The sequence below is a fragment of the Pseudomonas sp. F2 genome (assembly GCF_057174385.1).
On record NZ_CM169904.1, the window covers coordinates 3,766,731 to 3,782,159 of the forward strand.

10 protein-coding genes are annotated in these 15,429 nt (G+C 62.4%); 6 read left to right on the forward strand and 4 right to left on the reverse strand.

Going from position 1 to position 15,429, the window contains the following annotated elements:
- Positions 1-136: 136 nt before the first annotated feature.
- Positions 137-4,438, forward strand: a complete 4,302-nt coding sequence (locus AC193Q_RS16940; protein ID WP_483878628.1) for a DEAD/DEAH box helicase — start codon at positions 137-139, stop codon at positions 4,436-4,438.
- A 142-nt stretch (positions 4,439-4,580) separates the two neighbouring features.
- On the opposite strand, the gene AC193Q_RS16945 is transcribed toward AC193Q_RS16940, so the two are convergent.
- Entirely contained in the window at positions 4,581-6,674 is a 2,094-nt protein-coding gene (locus AC193Q_RS16945) for a mechanosensitive ion channel family protein (RefSeq protein WP_483878629.1), read from the reverse strand.
- A 231-nt stretch (positions 6,675-6,905) separates the two neighbouring features.
- On the opposite strand from AC193Q_RS16945, the gene AC193Q_RS16950 reads away from it, so the two are divergent.
- From AC193Q_RS16950 to AC193Q_RS16970, 5 genes are all read left to right on the forward strand, one after another.
- Positions 6,906-8,108: an MFS transporter gene (locus tag AC193Q_RS16950; protein WP_131671517.1), complete on the forward strand. Its 1,203-nt coding sequence runs from the start codon at positions 6,906-6,908 to the stop codon at positions 8,106-8,108.
- A gap of 199 nt (positions 8,109-8,307) precedes the next feature.
- Positions 8,308-9,234, forward strand: coding sequence for a DUF72 domain-containing protein (locus AC193Q_RS16955; protein ID WP_476286325.1), 927 nt, complete (start codon positions 8,308-8,310; stop codon positions 9,232-9,234).
- Positions 9,231-10,028: an endonuclease/exonuclease/phosphatase family protein gene (locus tag AC193Q_RS16960; RefSeq protein WP_041074473.1), complete on the forward strand. Its 798-nt coding sequence runs from the start codon at positions 9,231-9,233 to the stop codon at positions 10,026-10,028. Before AC193Q_RS16955 ends, AC193Q_RS16960 begins: the two co-directional genes overlap by 4 nt.
- Complete coding sequence (gene clsB / locus AC193Q_RS16965) at positions 10,025-11,299, forward strand: cardiolipin synthase ClsB (protein WP_047296886.1); 1,275 nt, start codon at positions 10,025-10,027, stop codon at positions 11,297-11,299. The genes AC193Q_RS16960 and clsB overlap by 4 nt, the downstream gene beginning before the upstream one ends.
- Positions 11,296-12,270 carry a lysylphosphatidylglycerol synthase domain-containing protein gene (locus AC193Q_RS16970; RefSeq protein WP_483878630.1) on the forward strand — a complete coding sequence of 325 codons (975 nt, stop codon included), beginning with the start codon at positions 11,296-11,298 and terminating at the stop codon, positions 12,268-12,270. Before clsB ends, AC193Q_RS16970 begins: the two co-directional genes overlap by 4 nt.
- A gap of 49 nt (positions 12,271-12,319) precedes the next feature.
- Here AC193Q_RS16970 and AC193Q_RS16975 read toward each other — a convergent pair whose 3' ends face one another.
- The 3 genes from AC193Q_RS16975 to AC193Q_RS16985 all read right to left on the reverse strand — a co-directional run bounded on the left by AC193Q_RS16975 (position 12,320) and on the right by AC193Q_RS16985 (position 15,391).
- Positions 12,320-13,078 (reverse strand): alpha/beta hydrolase family protein, encoded by a 759-nt coding sequence (locus tag AC193Q_RS16975; protein WP_047296890.1) that lies wholly within the window; start codon positions 13,076-13,078, stop codon positions 12,320-12,322.
- Positions 13,068-14,177: a DUF3182 family protein gene (locus tag AC193Q_RS16980; RefSeq protein ID WP_121187454.1), complete on the reverse strand. Its 1,110-nt coding sequence runs from the start codon at positions 14,175-14,177 to the stop codon at positions 13,068-13,070. The genes AC193Q_RS16975 and AC193Q_RS16980 overlap by 11 nt, the downstream gene beginning before the upstream one ends.
- 233 nt (positions 14,178-14,410) lie before the next feature.
- Positions 14,411-15,391 (reverse strand): GlxA family transcriptional regulator, encoded by a 981-nt coding sequence (locus AC193Q_RS16985; RefSeq protein ID WP_121187840.1) that lies wholly within the window; start codon positions 15,389-15,391, stop codon positions 14,411-14,413.
- Positions 15,392-15,429 lie beyond the last annotated feature (38 nt).

Here is a 15,429-nt window from a genome sequence, read left to right on the forward strand (position 1 = left end):
TTCAGTGTTGATTGCCGAACTTTTGAACAACAACAAACACTGTGGGAGCTGGCTGGCCAGCGATGAGGCCCTGATGAACAGCGCAGATCCCCCAGCGGTACTTGCATCTTGCCGCCCCCACCCGCATAACTTGAGCATGAATCTGCCCATCCCCAAGGACGCCGCCCTGACTGGCTTTCACCCCGCCGTCAGCGCCTGGTTCAGCAGCACCTTCCCGTCGGTCACCGCCGCCCAGGCCCGCGCATGGCCGTTGATCCGCCAGCGCCGCTCGACGCTGATCGCCGCGCCCACCGGCTCCGGTAAAACCCTCACCGCGTTTCTCGCGGTGCTCGACGACCTCGTCCACCGTGGCCTGGAAAACCCCGAGGGCCTGCCCGACGAAACCCTGGTGGTCTACGTTTCACCGCTCAAGGCGCTGTCCAACGACATCCGCATCAACCTGCAAAATCCGCTGGCCGGAATCAGCGAGCAGTTGCGCCAGATGGGCCTGGCCGAATTGCAGATCACCACGGCAGTGCGCACCGGCGACACGCCACAGAAAGACCGCGCCGCCATGCGCAAAAGTGCGCCGCACATTCTGGTAACCACGCCGGAATCGCTGTACGTGCTGCTCGGCTCCGAATCCGGACGCAAAATGCTCGGCAGCACACGCACGGTGATCATCGATGAGATCCACGCCATCGCGGCTGGCAAACGCGGCAGTCATCTGGCGCTGAGCCTCGAGCGCCTGCAGGCGCTGTGCGCCGAACCCTTGACCCGCATCGGCTTGTCCGCCACACAGAAGCCGATCGATGCCGTGGCACGGTTTCTGGTCGGCACCGATCGCCCTTGCGAGATCATCGACATCGGCCACGCCCGGCCACGGGATCTGGGCATCGAAGTGCCGCCGGTGCCGTTGTCGGCAGTGATGGCCAACGATGTCTGGGAACTGGTCTACGACCGCCTCGCCGAACTGGCCCGCGAGCACCGCACCACGCTGATTTTCGTCAATACCCGGCGCTTGGCGGAACGCCTTAGCCGCCACCTCAGCGAGCGCCTCGGCAAGCACGCAGTCGCCGCGCACCACGGCAGTCTGGCCAAGGAATTCCGCCTCGACGCCGAACAGCGGCTCAAGCGCGGCGAACTGCAAGTGCTGATCGCCACGGCCTCACTGGAATTGGGCATCGATATCGGCGAAGTCGATCTGGTCTGCCAGATCGCCTCGCCGCGTTCGATTGCCGGGTTTCTGCAAAGAGTCGGTCGCTCGGGGCACCAGGTCGGCGGCACGCCCAAGGGCCGCTTGTTCGCCACCACCCGCGACGACCTGATCGAGTGCGCCGCGCTGCTCGACTGCGTGCGCCGTGGCGAACTCGACACCCTGCACATCCCCGAAGCGCCGCTGGATGTACTGGCGCAGCAGATCATCGCCGAAGTCAGTTGTCAGGAGTGGCCCGAAGACGCTTTGCTCGCGCTGTTCCGCCAAGCCTCGCCGTACCGCGATCTCGACGAGAAACACTATCAGGCGCTGCTGACCATGCTCGCCGAAGGCTACAACGGTCGTCAGGGCATCCGCAGCGCCTACTTGCACCGCGACGCCGTCAGCCGCACCCTGCGTGGCCGTCGCGGCGCGCAACTGACCGCCGTGACCAGTGGCGGCACCATCCCCGACAATGCCGACTACAGCGTGTTGCTCGAACCGCAGGGTCTGAACATCGGCAGCGTCAATGAAGACTTCGCCGTGGAAAGCATCGCCGGTGATGTGTTCCAGCTCGGCAATACCTCCTACCGCATCCTGCGGGTGGAAACCGGCAAGGTGCGGGTCGAGGATGCCCAGGGCCAGCCGCCGACCATTCCGTTCTGGCTCGGCGAAGCCCCGGGGCGCAGCGATGAATTGTCGGCGGCGGTGGCGCGCCTGCAAGCGACCCTCGACGAGCTGCTTGGCGTCCGCCCCGGCGATCTGCAACCGGCGCTCGACTGGCTGACCGCAACCCTCGGCCTGAACCGTGCCAGCGCCGAACAACTGGTGGAGTATCTCGCCCGCGCTCGCCTGACCCTCGGCGCCCTGCCCTCGCAGGACACGCTGCTGATGGAGCGGTTTTTCGATGAGTCCGGCGGTACTCAGTTGATCATCCATTCACCGTTCGGCAGCCGCATCAACCGAGCCTGGGGCCTGGCCTTGCGCAAGCGTTTCTGCCGCACGTTCAACTTCGAGTTGCAGGCAGCCGCCAGCGAAGACGCGATTGTCCTGTCGCTGTCCACCAGCCACAGTTTCGAACTGGATGATGTCTGGCGGTACCTGCACAGCAACAGCGCCGAGCACATCCTGATTCAGGCGATTCTCGACGCGCCGCTGTTCGGCGTGCGCTGGCGCTGGAATGCCGGCGTGGCCCTGGCGTTGCCACGTTTTACCGGCGGGCGCAAAGTCGCGCCGCAGTTGCAGCGGATGAAAAGCGAAGACCTCATCGCCAGCGTGTTCCCCGATCAGATCGCCTGCCTGGAAAACCTCGCCGGCGAACGGGAAATTCCCGAGCATCCGCTGGTGGAACAGACCCTCGACGATTGCTTGCACGAGGCCATGGACAGCGCCGGCTGGCTCACGCTGCTGCGGCGCATGGAGCGTGGCGAGGTGCGGTTGATCAGCCGCGATCTGCCGGCACCATCGCCGCTGGCGGCGGAAATTCTCAGTGCGCGACCGTACAGCTTTCTCGACGATGCACCGCTGGAAGAACGCCGCACCCAAGCGGTGATCAACCGACGCTGGAGCGATCCGCAATCCACCGATGATCTCGGGGCACTGGACGCCGACGCCATCAACGCGGTGCGCGAGGAAGCGTGGCCGACGCCGGCCAACGTCGATGAAATGCACGAGGCGCTGATGAGCCTGGCCTGCGCCAGCGAGGCGGAGGCGCAGGTCAACGCCTCCTGGCGCGAATGGCTGGATACATTGACTGACAGTGGTCGAGCCTGTCGCCTGAAGCTCAACCCTCAACATTCGTTGTGGCTGGCACGCGAACGCCTGACCTGCCTGCAGGCGCTTTATCCACACGCCACGCTACACCCGCCGCAGGAGGCTCTGCCCGGCTTCAAGGAGCCGTGGACCTTCGAGGACGCGCTGGTCGAAGTGGTCCGCGCACGCCTCGGTGCGTTCGGCCCGCTGCCGCTCCCGGCAATTGCCGAGCCGCTGGCGCTGTCCACTGCACAAGTCGCACAAGCGCTCGCCCGGCTGGAGCGCGAAGGCTATGTGCTGCGTGGTCATTTCACTCCGGGCGAAGCAGTTGAAGAATGGTGCGAACGACATCTGCTGGCGCGCATTCATCGCTACACGGTCAAGCGTCTGCGCCGGGAAATCGAGCCGGTGGCGTTGCAGGATTTCATGCGCTTTCTGTTCGACTGGCAGCACCTGTCCGCTGCTACGCGCGGTCAGGGCCACGCGGTGCTGCCGGCGATTGTCGGCCAGTTCGAAGGTTACCCGGCAGCGGCTTCGGCGTGGGACAGCGACCTTCTCCCGGCGCGTCTGAAAGATTATTCGCCGAGCTGGCTGGATGAGCTGTGTCGCAACGGCAAACTGGTGTGGACGCGCCTCAGCGCCCGACAGAAAGTCAGCGGCACGGCGTTGCGCAGTACGCCGATTGTGCTGCTGCCGCGCAGTCAGGTCGGGCTGTGGAGTGGACTGGCCGAGCAGACGCCGGTCAGTGAACTGTCGCCGAAAACGCAAAAGGTTTATGAGGCGCTGAGTCAGCACGGCGCGCTGTTTTTCGATGAGCTGATTCACGAGGCGCATCTGCTGCGCACCGAGCTGGAAATCGCCTTGCAGGAACTGGTCGGCGCCGGCCTGGTAAACGCCGACAGCTTCGCCGGCTTGCGCGCCTTGATCACCCCGGCGAGCAAGCGCCAGCAACGCAGCAGTCGTCGTGGGCGCGGTGCGTTTGTCGGTGGCATGGACGATGCCGGGCGCTGGGCATTGTTGCGCCGCGGGCCACGGCAGGAAAGCGCTGAGATAGCGTCACCGGAAACCCTCGAACATGTCGCCATGACGTTGCTGCGCCGCTATGGCGTGGTGTTCTGGCGCCTGCTGGAGCGCGAAGCGGATTGGCTGCCGAGCTGGCGCGAATTGCTGCGCACGTTTCATCGGCTGGAAGCCCGTGGCGAGATACGCGGCGGGCGCTTTGTCAGTGGTCTGGCGGGGGAGCAGTTTGCCTTGCCGGAGGCGATTCCATTGCTGCGCGAGGTTCGGCGCCGGGCGCATGACGGCAGTCTGGTTGCGGTGTGCGGGGTTGATCCGCTGAACCTGGCAGGGACGTTGTTGCCAGGGGCGAAAGTGCCGGCGTTGGTGAGTAATCGGCTGGTGTATCAAGATGGTTTGCCGGTTGCTGCCGAGATTGCCGGCAAGCAGGTGTTCTGGACTGAGCTGGATCAGGTAATCATGGAGCAGGTGCGCAGCAAGCTGATCCGGCATTGATGTCGACAGTTCCGGCCCTTTCGCGAGCAAGCTCGCTCCCACAATGATTTTTGGTGTGCCTACTATTTCAACATCACCCAGAACCCTGTGGGAGCGGGCTTGCCCGCGAAGAGGCCGGAACCCCCACTACACAATCCGCCCATCAAGTACTCGACTTTTGTGGCACCTCGCTCGCTACCCATTCCCCCTCACCCTGCCGCCTTGGCAACAAAACCTGCTGTGGATAAGTTTGCGCGAAATGCACCTCGGCGCTGTTATCCACAAGCTTTTTCAAACGCTGATTGAACGCCCGGCTCACCGCATACTGCCCGCCCGACACGGTACGGAATTGCGCGGTCAGCACCACGCCGTTCAAGTCCATTCTGTCCACGCCAAATACATCCAGCGGCCCTTGCAGGTTGTACTTGAGGAACGGGTCTTCGCGAATTGAATCACCGGTCTGGCGGATCAGTTCGATGGCCTTGTCGACATCGGTGTCGTAGGTGAACTGCACCGAGAAAAACGCGAAGGCAAACTGGCGTGACTGGTTGGTGACTGCCTTGATCTGACCGAACGGCACCGAGTGCACAAACCCCTTGCCGTCACGCAGGCGCAGGGTGCGAATGGTCAGGCCTTCGACGGTGCCGGCATGCCCGGAATCGAGCACCACCCAGTCGCCGATCGACAGCGTGTCCTCAATGATGATGAACAGCCCGGTGATCACATCCTGCACCAGTTGTTGCGAGCCGAAACCGATGGCCAGACCGACCACCCCGGCACCGGCCAACAGTGGCGCAACGTTGATCCCGAGGTTAGCCATGGTGGTGATCGCGCAGATCACCACCAGGATGATTTTGATTGCGTTGCGCAGCAGCGGCAGGATGGTTTTCACCCGGGTGCTGGGCTGGCGCGACGAGCGTTTGCTGACCGGTGGTTTCAGCGCTTCCTGAATCGCCGTGTCGAGCACCACCCACAACAGCCAGGTGACGAGGAAGATCAGGCCGATGCTGCTCAACGCATTGCTGATCGCCCGGCCGATCGTACTGCTCTGAGCGAAATCGAGCAGTGAAACGCCCCAGATCCGCCCGAGAATATCGATGAAGGCAATCGCGATGACGATCCGCAGCAGCGCGTGCAACAGGCTGAGAAAGCGTTCCTTGTAAGCGCTGCTGCGCTGGATCGCTTCGGCTTTGCGCGACTTGAACAGGTGCTGGAGGATGGTGCTGAGGAACACCGTGCCGATCAGCAACACCGTGGTGAACAACGCGCAGCGCAGAGCCTTTTGATTGTCCTCGCCGATGCCGATCAGATTGACCACCGAAACCAGCACCATCAACACGATAGGCCAGTACCAGAGCCCGGAAAAAATCCGCAGTGACTCCTGCAACGACGGCTGCTTCAGGCGCTGTTCCAGTGGCCGGTTGCGAATCAGATGTGCCACCGGCCGGCGCAGGCGAATCACCAGCAGACCGAAGATGATCGAAGCGATCAGCCCGGTGAACACCGCGACGCTGCTGGTGATGTTGCCGCCCAACTGACGGGCGATCTGCGGGCTGGTCAACGCGTCACTGAGGGCCGCGAGGAAACCGATCAGGAACAGCGGTTTCGGGCAGTAGTCGCGGATAATCCGCGCGGCAGGCCGTTTGTGCCCGACGTTGAACATCACCACCACGCACAACAACATTGAAGTGGAGAAAATACCGCTGCTGGTGGCATACGCCAGACACAGCGCCAGCGCCCGTCCCACCGAGGCTTGCAGAAAGTGGCTGACGTACAGCGTCAGCGGCAGACAGATCAGCGCCGGCAGCGTGTACGGCAGCAGGTAGCCGACCAGGTCCTGACTGCGCTGCCGGGTCCGCAGCCAACGGCCCTGACTCAGCCGCTTGGCCAGCAGGCTGCCGATCACGGTCAGCAGCGCAAACGCGCCGAGCCAGACGCCGGACAACATCAGGAAATCCCCGGCGACGCTCCAGCCGGACCGGTTCGACGGCTGGTTGACCAGTTTGTCGACTTCGTCCGCCGCGCGGTCGGCACGCAGGCGCCAGGCATCGACCAGATGTTCATTGAGGTCGAGTTTGTCCTGCACGTCGTCGATGCTCGAACTGATCGCGCCGAGCAGACCGCCCTGCACAATCGGCTCGGGTTTGGCCGGCTCTTCAGCGGCAGCCGGAATCCCCGGCAGCGCGGCGGCTTCGAGTTCGCTGGCGCCGAGAAACAGTAGCGCTCCCAGCAGAATGGCGATCCTGAACTTGATCAAAACTGCGATCCCTCTTGGCTGAACCTGTAAGGAACTGATCGGTGAATGGCGGACAAGTTCGGTTTTTGCCTGAATAACCCCAGTGCCCACTGCATTCCCCACACCACAGGGTTCACAGCAGACTGTGGATATTTGCGTCAGCGGCAAATATCAAATGCCCAGCCCTGTATTTTTCCGCACGAGCCAAACCCCGACACTGCGCTCCATTCAAACCTCTACCGGAGTGCTGTCATGCCCATTGCCTTGCTCGCGCTGACCCTCAGCGCCTTCGCCATCGGGACGACCGAGTTCGTCATCGTTGGCCTGTTACCCACCATCGGCGCCGACCTCGGCGTCAGTCTGCCGTCCGCCGGCCTGCTGGTCAGCCTGTATGCGCTGGGCGTTGCCATTGGCGCGCCGGTGCTGACCGCCCTGACCGGCAAAGTCCCGCGCAAACTGTTGCTGTTGTCGCTGATGGTGCTGTTCACCCTCGGCAACCTGCTGGCCTGGCTGGCGCCCAGTTATGAATCGCTGGTGCTGGCGCGGATCGTCACGGGCCTGGCGCACGGGGTGTTCTTTTCCATCGGCTCGACCATCGCCACCAGCCTGGTGCCCAAGGAAAAAGCCGCCAGCGCGATTGCGATCATGTTCACCGGCCTCACCGTGGCGCTGGTCACCGGCGTACCACTGGGCACGTTCATCGGTCAGCATTTCGGCTGGCGTGAAACCTTCCTCGCGGTCTCGGCGCTGGGTGTGATCGCCTTCATCGGCAGCCTGCTGTATGTGCCGAACAACATCGCCCACAGCAAACCGGCGTCGCTGTTGCAACAACTGCAAGTGCTGAAACAACCGCGCCTGTTGCTGGTGTACGCCATGACCGCGATCGGTTACGGCGGCTCGTTCATCGCCTTCACCTTCCTGGCGCCGATCCTGCAGGACATCTCCGGTTTCAGCGCCAGTACCGTCAGCCTGGTGCTGCTGGTGTACGGCGTCTCGGTGGCGGCCGGCAATATCTGGGGCGGCAAAATGGCGGACAAGCGTGGGCCGATCAGCGCCCTGAAAATCATCTTCGCCCTGCTCGCCGCCGTGCTGTTCGTACTGACCTTCACCGCCGGCAACCCATGGCTGGCGCTGGCCACAGTGCTGGTGTGGGGCGCGGTGGCGTTCGGCAATGTGCCGGGGCTGCAAGTGTACGTGGTGCGTCAGGCTGAACATCACACGCCGCAGGCGGTGGACGTGGCATCGGGGCTGAACATCGCGGCGTTCAACCTGGGGATTGCCGGTGGCGCATGGGGCGGCGGGCTGATCGTCGAACACCTTGGCCTGATTCACACAGCATGGATCGGCGGGCTGGTGGTGTTGGTGGCGCTCGCGCTGACGGCGTGGAGCGGGCGACTGGATCGGCTCGGCCCGACCTATGCCGAAAGCACCACACGAGTCGTCACCGGTCACTGATCAAATAGCTGTCTCAATGAGATCCCCTGTAGGAGCTGCCGAAGGCTGCGATCTTTTGATCTTGAAAAACAACATCAAAAGATCGCAGCCTTCGGCGGCTCTTACAGACTACCGTCCGTAACGCCGTCGAAACTTTCCCGAACCGCCCACAGTCATCAACAGACACAGGCTGTATGAGGACTGACGACGGGAGGGCGGCATGGCAACGATTCACATCGGTATTTCCGGCTGGCGCTACGCTCCGTGGCGCGGGGATTTCTACCCGAAGGGACTGACCCAGAAGCGCGAACTGCAATTCGCATCACGGGCGGTCAACAGCATCGAAATCAATGGATCGTTCTACGCCCTGCAACGGCCCGAACGTTATGCGCAGTGGTACAGCGAAACGCCGGACGACTTCGTGTTCAGCGTCAAGGCGCCGCGCTTCATCACTCACGTGCGCCGCTTGCGCGAGATCGAGAAACCACTGGCGAATTTCTTCGCCTCCGGGGTGCTGGAGCTCAAGGAAAAGCTCGGGCCGATCCTCTGGCAGTTTCCGCCGAACTTCAAATTCGACCCCGAGCGCTTCGAACACTTCCTCTCATTGTTGCCCCACGATACCGAGGCGGCCGCCGCCCTCGCCCGCCAGCACGACGCGCACCTGCATGGCCACGCCAGCCTGAAAGCCTGGCGCAAAAAACCGCTGCGCCATGCCGTCGAAATTCGCAACGACAGCTTCATCGATCCCGACTTCGTGCGCTTGTTGAAACGCTACAACACCGCCCTGGTGATCGCCGACACCGCCGGCAAATGGCCGTATCGCGAAGACCTTACCAGCGACTTCGTCTACCTGCGCCTGCATGGCGCCGAAGAGCTGTACGCCAGCGGCTACAGCGAATCGGCGCTGCAGAACTGGGCCAAACGCATCGAGGCCTGGCACCACGGTCAGCAGCCTGACGATGCGCACCTGATCGCGCCGCGCCTCAAGCCTCGGGCGCGCAAGTCCCGCGAAGTATTCTGCTATTTCGACAACGACATCAAAGTCCGCGCGCCCTACGACGCGCGCCGGTTGCTCCACTGTTTTGAGCTGGATAAAACACTCGCCACCGCCCCCGGCGAACCCGTTGCCGAAGGGGTGCTGACATGAGTATTCCAGAACCGGTCGGGTTCACCGACGAGCAGACCCGTGTCGAAGCCTCGGTGCGCCGTTTCACCGTGCTGACGGTCAACACCCACAAGGGTTTCACCGCACTCAATCGACGTTTCATCCTCCCGGAGTTGCGCGAAGCCGTGCGCAGCGTGGCCGCCGACGTGGTGTTTCTGCAAGAAGTCCACGGCACCCATGAACATCATCCCAAGCGCTACAGCAACTGGCCGACGATGCCGCAGTACGAGTTCCTCGCCGACAGCCTGTGGCCGCAATTCGCCTATGGACGCAACGCGGTGTACCCGGAGGGCGATCACGGCAATGCGCTGCTGTCGAAATTCCAGATCATCCGTCACGACAACCTCGACGTTTCGATCAGCGGCCATGAGAACCGTGGCGTGTTGCATTGCGTGCTGCGCCTGCCGGGCGATGGCGTCGAGGTGCATGCGATCTGCGTGCATCTGGGCCTGCGCGAAAGCCATCGCAATGCGCAACTGAAGCTGCTGGGCGAGCGCATCGCGCAACTGCCGGCTGATGCTCCCGTGATCGTCGCCGGTGACTTCAATGACTGGCGCCAGCGCGCCGATGCGCTGCTCGAGCCCTGCGGCCTGCGCGAAGTGTTCGCCGAACATCACGGCAAACCGGCGCGCAGTTTTCCGGCACGTCTGCCGATCCTGCGCCTGGACCGTATCTACGTACGTAACCTCAAGGCCAGCCAGCCAAACGTGTTGACAACACGGCCTTGGTCACACCTTTCCGACCACGCCCCGTTATCGGTGGAGATCGAACTATGAGCAGCGCACCGCTGGAGAAATCCGCCGTGGAACCGATCAGCATCAACCCGCCTGTACGCGAGCCCGGACCTGTCGATGTCGAGTACAACTGGCAGGGCAACAACCGTGTCGAGTTGCTGGAAAACGGCGAGGAATATTTCCCTCGGGTGTTTGACGCCATGCGTGCGGCGAAGAGTGAAATCCTGCTGGAGACCTTCATCGTTTTCGAAGACAAGGTCGGCGCAGAGTTACAGCAGATCCTGATCGACGCCGCCCGGCGCGGCGTGCGCACCACCGTCAGCCTCGACGGTTTCGGCTGTGGTGAGTTGACCACCGGTTATCTCGCGGCATTGAGCGACGCCGGCGTGCACCTGCAGATGTTTGATCCGGCGCCCAAGCACCTGGGTTTTCGCACCAACTGGTTCCGCCGTCTGCACCGCAAAATTGTAGTAGTCGACGGACTGATCGCGTTCATTGGCGGGATCAACTTTTCCGGGGATCACCTGGCCGACTTCGGCCCCGAAGCGAAACAGGATTACGCGGTGCAGGTTCAGGGGCCGGCGGTCGCCGACATCCATCACTTCGCCCTGCTGCAAAGTGGTCGGCCGGGCCGCGCACGCTTCTGGTGGCAACGTCGGCGCCAGCGTCGGGCAGACATGGCTTTCAACGATCACGACGGTCAGGTGCGCCTGGTGTTTCGTGACAACGATCAGCACCACACCGATATCGAAGACGTGTATTTGCACGCATTGCGCCGGGCAAAACGCCGGGTGGTGATCGCCAACGCCTATTTCTTCCCCGGCTACCGCCTGCTGCGCGAGATCCGCAACGCGGCGCGCCGTGGCGTCGAGGTGCGCCTGATCCTGCAAGGTCAACCGGACATGCTGGTGGCCAAACTGGCGGCGCGCATGACCTACGACTACCTGCTCAAGGCGGGGGTGCAGATCCACGAATATTGCCAGCGCCCGCTGCACGGCAAAGTCGCCTTGGTGGATGAGGAATGGAGCACGGTCGGTTCGAGCAATCTCGACCCGCTGAGCCTGTCGCTGAACCTGGAAGCCAACGTGCTGATCCGCGATCGCACATTCAATCAGCACTTGTTCCAGCGTCTCGAAGACCTGAGCCATAACCACTGCAAGGCGATGGACCCGAGCAAGGTGCCACGCGGACGGATCTGGCACATGACCGTGGGGTTTCTGGTGTTCCACTTCCTGCGGCATTTCCCGGCGATGGCCGGTTGGCTGCCGGCGCACAAACCACGGCTCAAGCCGTTTCGGGGGCACATGTCATGAGCCATTCCCCAGCGCAGACAGCGCCCGCCGTGCATTCTCGATGGAGTCGCTGGAAACGCCCACTGACGCTGCTGTTCTTCCTCGCGTTGATCGTGTTGCTGACGATGTTTGCCACCCGCATCGAATGGGCGGAAGTGCTGCAGACCCTGGCCGACTTCAAGGTGCGCACACTGCTCATCGCCGCCGGCGTGACCCTGTTGAGTTTTCTCACCTACGCCAGCTTCGACCTGATCGGGCGCACCTACATCCGCCAGGACCTGACCTGGAAACAGATCCTCCCGGTGGGGATCATCAGCTATGCGTTCAACCTCAACCTCAGCGCCTGGGTCGGCGGGATCGCCATGCGCTATCGGCTGTATTCGCGCCTGGGGGTGAGCAAAAGCAACATCGCCAAGATTCTCGGTTTGAGCCTGGCCACCAACTGGTTCGGCTACATGACGATCGCCGGCGCGGTGTTCAGCAGTGGCCTGGTGAGCATGCCGCCGGGCTGGAAAATCAGCAGCGATGCGTTACAGGGCATTGGTGTGCTGTTGTTGCTGCTGAGTGGCGGTTACCTCGCCGCGTGCCAGTTCTCCAAGCGCCGCGAATGGTCGATTCGCGGGGTGGAAATCAACCTGCCGTCCCTGCGCATGGCCGTCCTGCAACTGCTGCTGGGGGCGCTGAACTGGTCGTTGATGGCGGCGGTGATTTTCACCTTGCTGCCGGGCAAGCTGGATTATCCATTGGTGCTTGGCGTGCTGTTGATCAGTGCGATTGCCGGGGTCATCACGCACATTCCGGCGGGGCTTGGAGTGTTGGAAGCGGTGTTCGTCGCGCTGCTGCAACACGAAGTTTCGCGGGGCAGTCTGGTGGCGGGATTGCTGGCGTATCGGGCGATTTATTTTCTTTTGCCGTTGTTGATCACCGTGGTGATGTACCTGCTGGTCGAGGCCAAGGCGAAGGCGTTGCGGATCGAGAAGACGCCCTCCTGAGTTTTTGGTAATGGCTTGCTCGCGAAGGTATCCGAAAAGACAAAACACACTATGTGGACTGAATAATGCTCAACCGCTCACCCACCACCATCTCGGTAATCCAGTCCACCAGAATCGAGGTGTAGGCCTGCTGCGAAACCGGGTCGCTCAGCGCATGGTCAGCACCGTCGATGATCCGGTGCGTCAGCGAATGCGTCTGCTGACACGCGGCGCGGTAACTCATGATCGTGGCGTGGGGCACGTAGTCGTCGGTTTCCGATTCCACCAACAACACATCCCCGGTGAACTGCGAACAGGCGTGCAAGGCGCGGTTACTGTCGGCACGCACCAGCGTCGCCCGATAGTCACGCAGATCAGCCTTGTCCAGATCCCGCTTGGGTGTATGCCATTGCTCGTCGCGATACAGCGCCGGCACTCGCAGCGCCAGCCAGCGCACCGGGCGCAGCGAGGTGAGAATCGACGCGAGATAGCCGCCATAACTGGTGCCGACTACCGCAATCGCCGAAGTGTCGAGCGCCGGATGCGCCAACAGGCGATCGTAGGCCGCGAGCAAGTCACGCAGGTTATCTTCGCGCGTCACCCGGGTCAGCGGAATGCCGGTGCCACCGGTGTGTCCGCGCAGGTCGAAGGTCAGGCACACACAACCCAGCCCGGCGATGCCCTTGGCGCGCTCCAGATCACGCTCCTGGCTGCCACCCCAGCCGTGCACAAACAACACGCCGGGGACTTTCGATTTGGGACTGAGAAACGTCCCGCTCATCTGTTCGTCATCAATGTCGATCTGAATGCTTTCGCTTCTAGCCGTCATAGGATTTGACCGTTACGTATTTGAGGAGAAAGTCGCTGTTCTCGGCCGGGCCGCGATAGATTTCGATGGCGTCCGCCGGCAGGCTTTGATCACCGTAGGTTTCTACGGTCGACACACGGATCGCCCGCATCTGCGGAGCGTTGACAAAGCTCTGCAGCGCGGCCAGTTCAGCGCTGCTGGCACCGCCCATGCGCCAGGATTGTTCGAGCACACCGCTGCGCGGTTTGCCATTGCTGTCCAGGCCTTGAGCGATGTCGTAGTTGCGCCGCGAGGCGTAGAAATCTGGATAAGCCTCATCCGCCGCCCGGTCGAAAATCTGGGCCTGCTTGATGGCTAGTCGCACGTCATCCGGCAAGTCCAACGCCAGCAGATCTTCGTAGCCGCCCTGCACTACCAACAGATTCGAACCACCATATACGTCTTCGCCATGGGCATCCTTGGTCAAGTATTGATCACCGCAGTAGCTCAGCACCTTGCCGCCGATGAATGACTGACCGACGCTGTGGGTGACGACCTTGCTCAAGTCCTGCTCCAGCACCACGCCATCGCGGAACAACGCTGCCGCATCCGCTCGTGCGAGGACTTCGTCGAACGCGTCGAGGCTGTTGATAACTTCCTGACCGCGACCGGCACAGGCGTGAATCGGTTTGAGGCGAATGGGACCGCTGTACAGCAAGTGCTCGGCGGCGGGCCGCGCGTCTTCCAGGGCAAACACAGTCAAGCCATCGAGCACCACGTCGCGCACGCGCTCGGAGAATAGCGGCGCCCAGCCTCGCGGCGCCTGGGCCAGATGGCTGCGCAGGCCGTGACTGATTGCTTTGGTGCAGATGAAATCGTGTTCGACGAATCCGCCCCATAAATCATCCGCGCTTTTGATGCCCAAGGCCTGTGCCTGACTGGCGCCGACAATGGTTTGCGTCGGCAGCCAGTACAGATCCCGACCACGGTGCTTTTCCGGGTCGTAGCTGCCAGCGAATTTGAGCCCGAGAATTTGCGCCAGCCAACGAGCCAGCGCCTTGTTGGTCTGCACTTCATGGTGTGGCGCGCCAGCGCGCACCGAGTGCGCGACGACGATTTTTCTGCCTGGCGTCGGGGTCATGCGTCCCCCTTGCAGCGGATGGGTGAATGGAGTGATGAACGGTGCAGAGATCAGGCCAATCGGGGGGCTGTGGAAAACTTCGGTGAATCAAATGCTTGCCGAAAACGTGATGGCATCAGGCCCGTTTCAATCTGCACGACCGGGCGTCAGGATCCGGTAATTTGCACGATTTCAGCAGCCCCAGATTTCAATGTGGGTGGGGGCTTGCTCCCACAGGTCATGGCGTGTCTGGACTATCCCGAGACACCAAACCGCGCCCGATAATCACTTGGCGTCAGCCCGGTGATTTTCTTGAAGATCGCGCGAAACGCGCCGGGGTCCTGATAGCCCACAGTCCATGCAATGTGATCGATAGTGCCGTTGCTGTATTCCAGCAACTCTCGTGCCTTGCCGACCCGCAGATGCTGGCAATACTCGGTCGGTTTCAACCCGGTCGCCGCACGGAAACGACGCAGAAACGTGCGCTCCTCCAGCCCCGCCCGCTCTGCCATCGAGGTCAGCGAAACATCAGTGGCGCCGGTGCTCTGCAGCCAATGCTGAACCTTGAGAATCGCCGCGTCGCCATGACTGAGGATCGGTGCAAAATTGCTCCCGCAGGCACTGGCGCTGTCGCTGTGCTCCATCACCAGAAAGCGCGCGGTGCCGCTGGCGATGCTCGGCCCGAGCAGCCGGTCGACCAGGCGCAAGCCCAGTTCCGACCAGGCCATCAGCCCGGCGGTGGTGATCAAGTCGCCGTCATCGACAATCGGCGTATCCGCCTTGAGCCGGATGTTCGGATAACGCTCGGCAAACGCCTTGGCCGAGGTCCAGTGCGTGGTGGCGCTACGCCCGTCGAGCAGGCCGCTTTCGGCCAGCAGCATCGACCCCACACAGACACCGCCGAGGGTTGCACCACGGGCATGCTGATCACGTAGCCATTGCAACCATTGCGCTGAAACGCTGGCCGCAGAAAAGCTGCCGAGGGACGGTGGAATCAGCACTGCCAGCAAATGACTGTCAGCGCCGGGATGACTGTCGTACACCCGCTGCGGCGTCTGCCCGGTGTCGGCTTTCCAGTGACTGACGCGCAGCACCGGTAACTGCGCCGCCTGACGCTCGGCAGCGATCCGGTTGGCGACCGCAAACAGATCGTTCAGCCCATGCACCGCCGCCAGTTGCACGCCCGGGTACATCAGTACGCCCAGTTCCACCGTGGCGGCCCTTTCTGCGCCCATGTCAGTTTTCCCCTGCTTATTGTCGGTCCGGCCAATCC

Bases quoted from the DNA above. Each gene is read 5' to 3' on its own strand.
- AC193Q_RS16940 (WP_483878628.1), top strand. From the start codon at position 137: ATGAATCTGCCCATCCCCAAGGACGCCGCCCTGACTGGCTTTCACCCC.
- AC193Q_RS16950 (WP_131671517.1), top strand. From the start codon at position 6,906: ATGCCCATTGCCTTGCTCGCGCTGACCCTCAGCGCCTTCGCCATCGGG.
- AC193Q_RS16955 (WP_476286325.1), top strand. From the start codon at position 8,308: ATGGCAACGATTCACATCGGTATTTCCGGCTGGCGCTACGCTCCGTGG.
- AC193Q_RS16960 (WP_041074473.1), top strand. From the start codon at position 9,231: ATGAGTATTCCAGAACCGGTCGGGTTCACCGACGAGCAGACCCGTGTC.
- clsB (WP_047296886.1), top strand. From the start codon at position 10,025: ATGAGCAGCGCACCGCTGGAGAAATCCGCCGTGGAACCGATCAGCATC.
- AC193Q_RS16970 (WP_483878630.1), top strand. From the start codon at position 11,296: ATGAGCCATTCCCCAGCGCAGACAGCGCCCGCCGTGCATTCTCGATGG.
- AC193Q_RS16975 (WP_047296890.1), bottom strand. From the start codon at position 13,078: ATGACGGCTAGAAGCGAAAGCATTCAGATCGACATTGATGACGAACAG.
- AC193Q_RS16980 (WP_121187454.1), bottom strand. From the start codon at position 14,177: ATGACCCCGACGCCAGGCAGAAAAATCGTCGTCGCGCACTCGGTGCGC.
- AC193Q_RS16985 (WP_121187840.1), bottom strand. From the start codon at position 15,391: ATGGGCGCAGAAAGGGCCGCCACGGTGGAACTGGGCGTACTGATGTAC.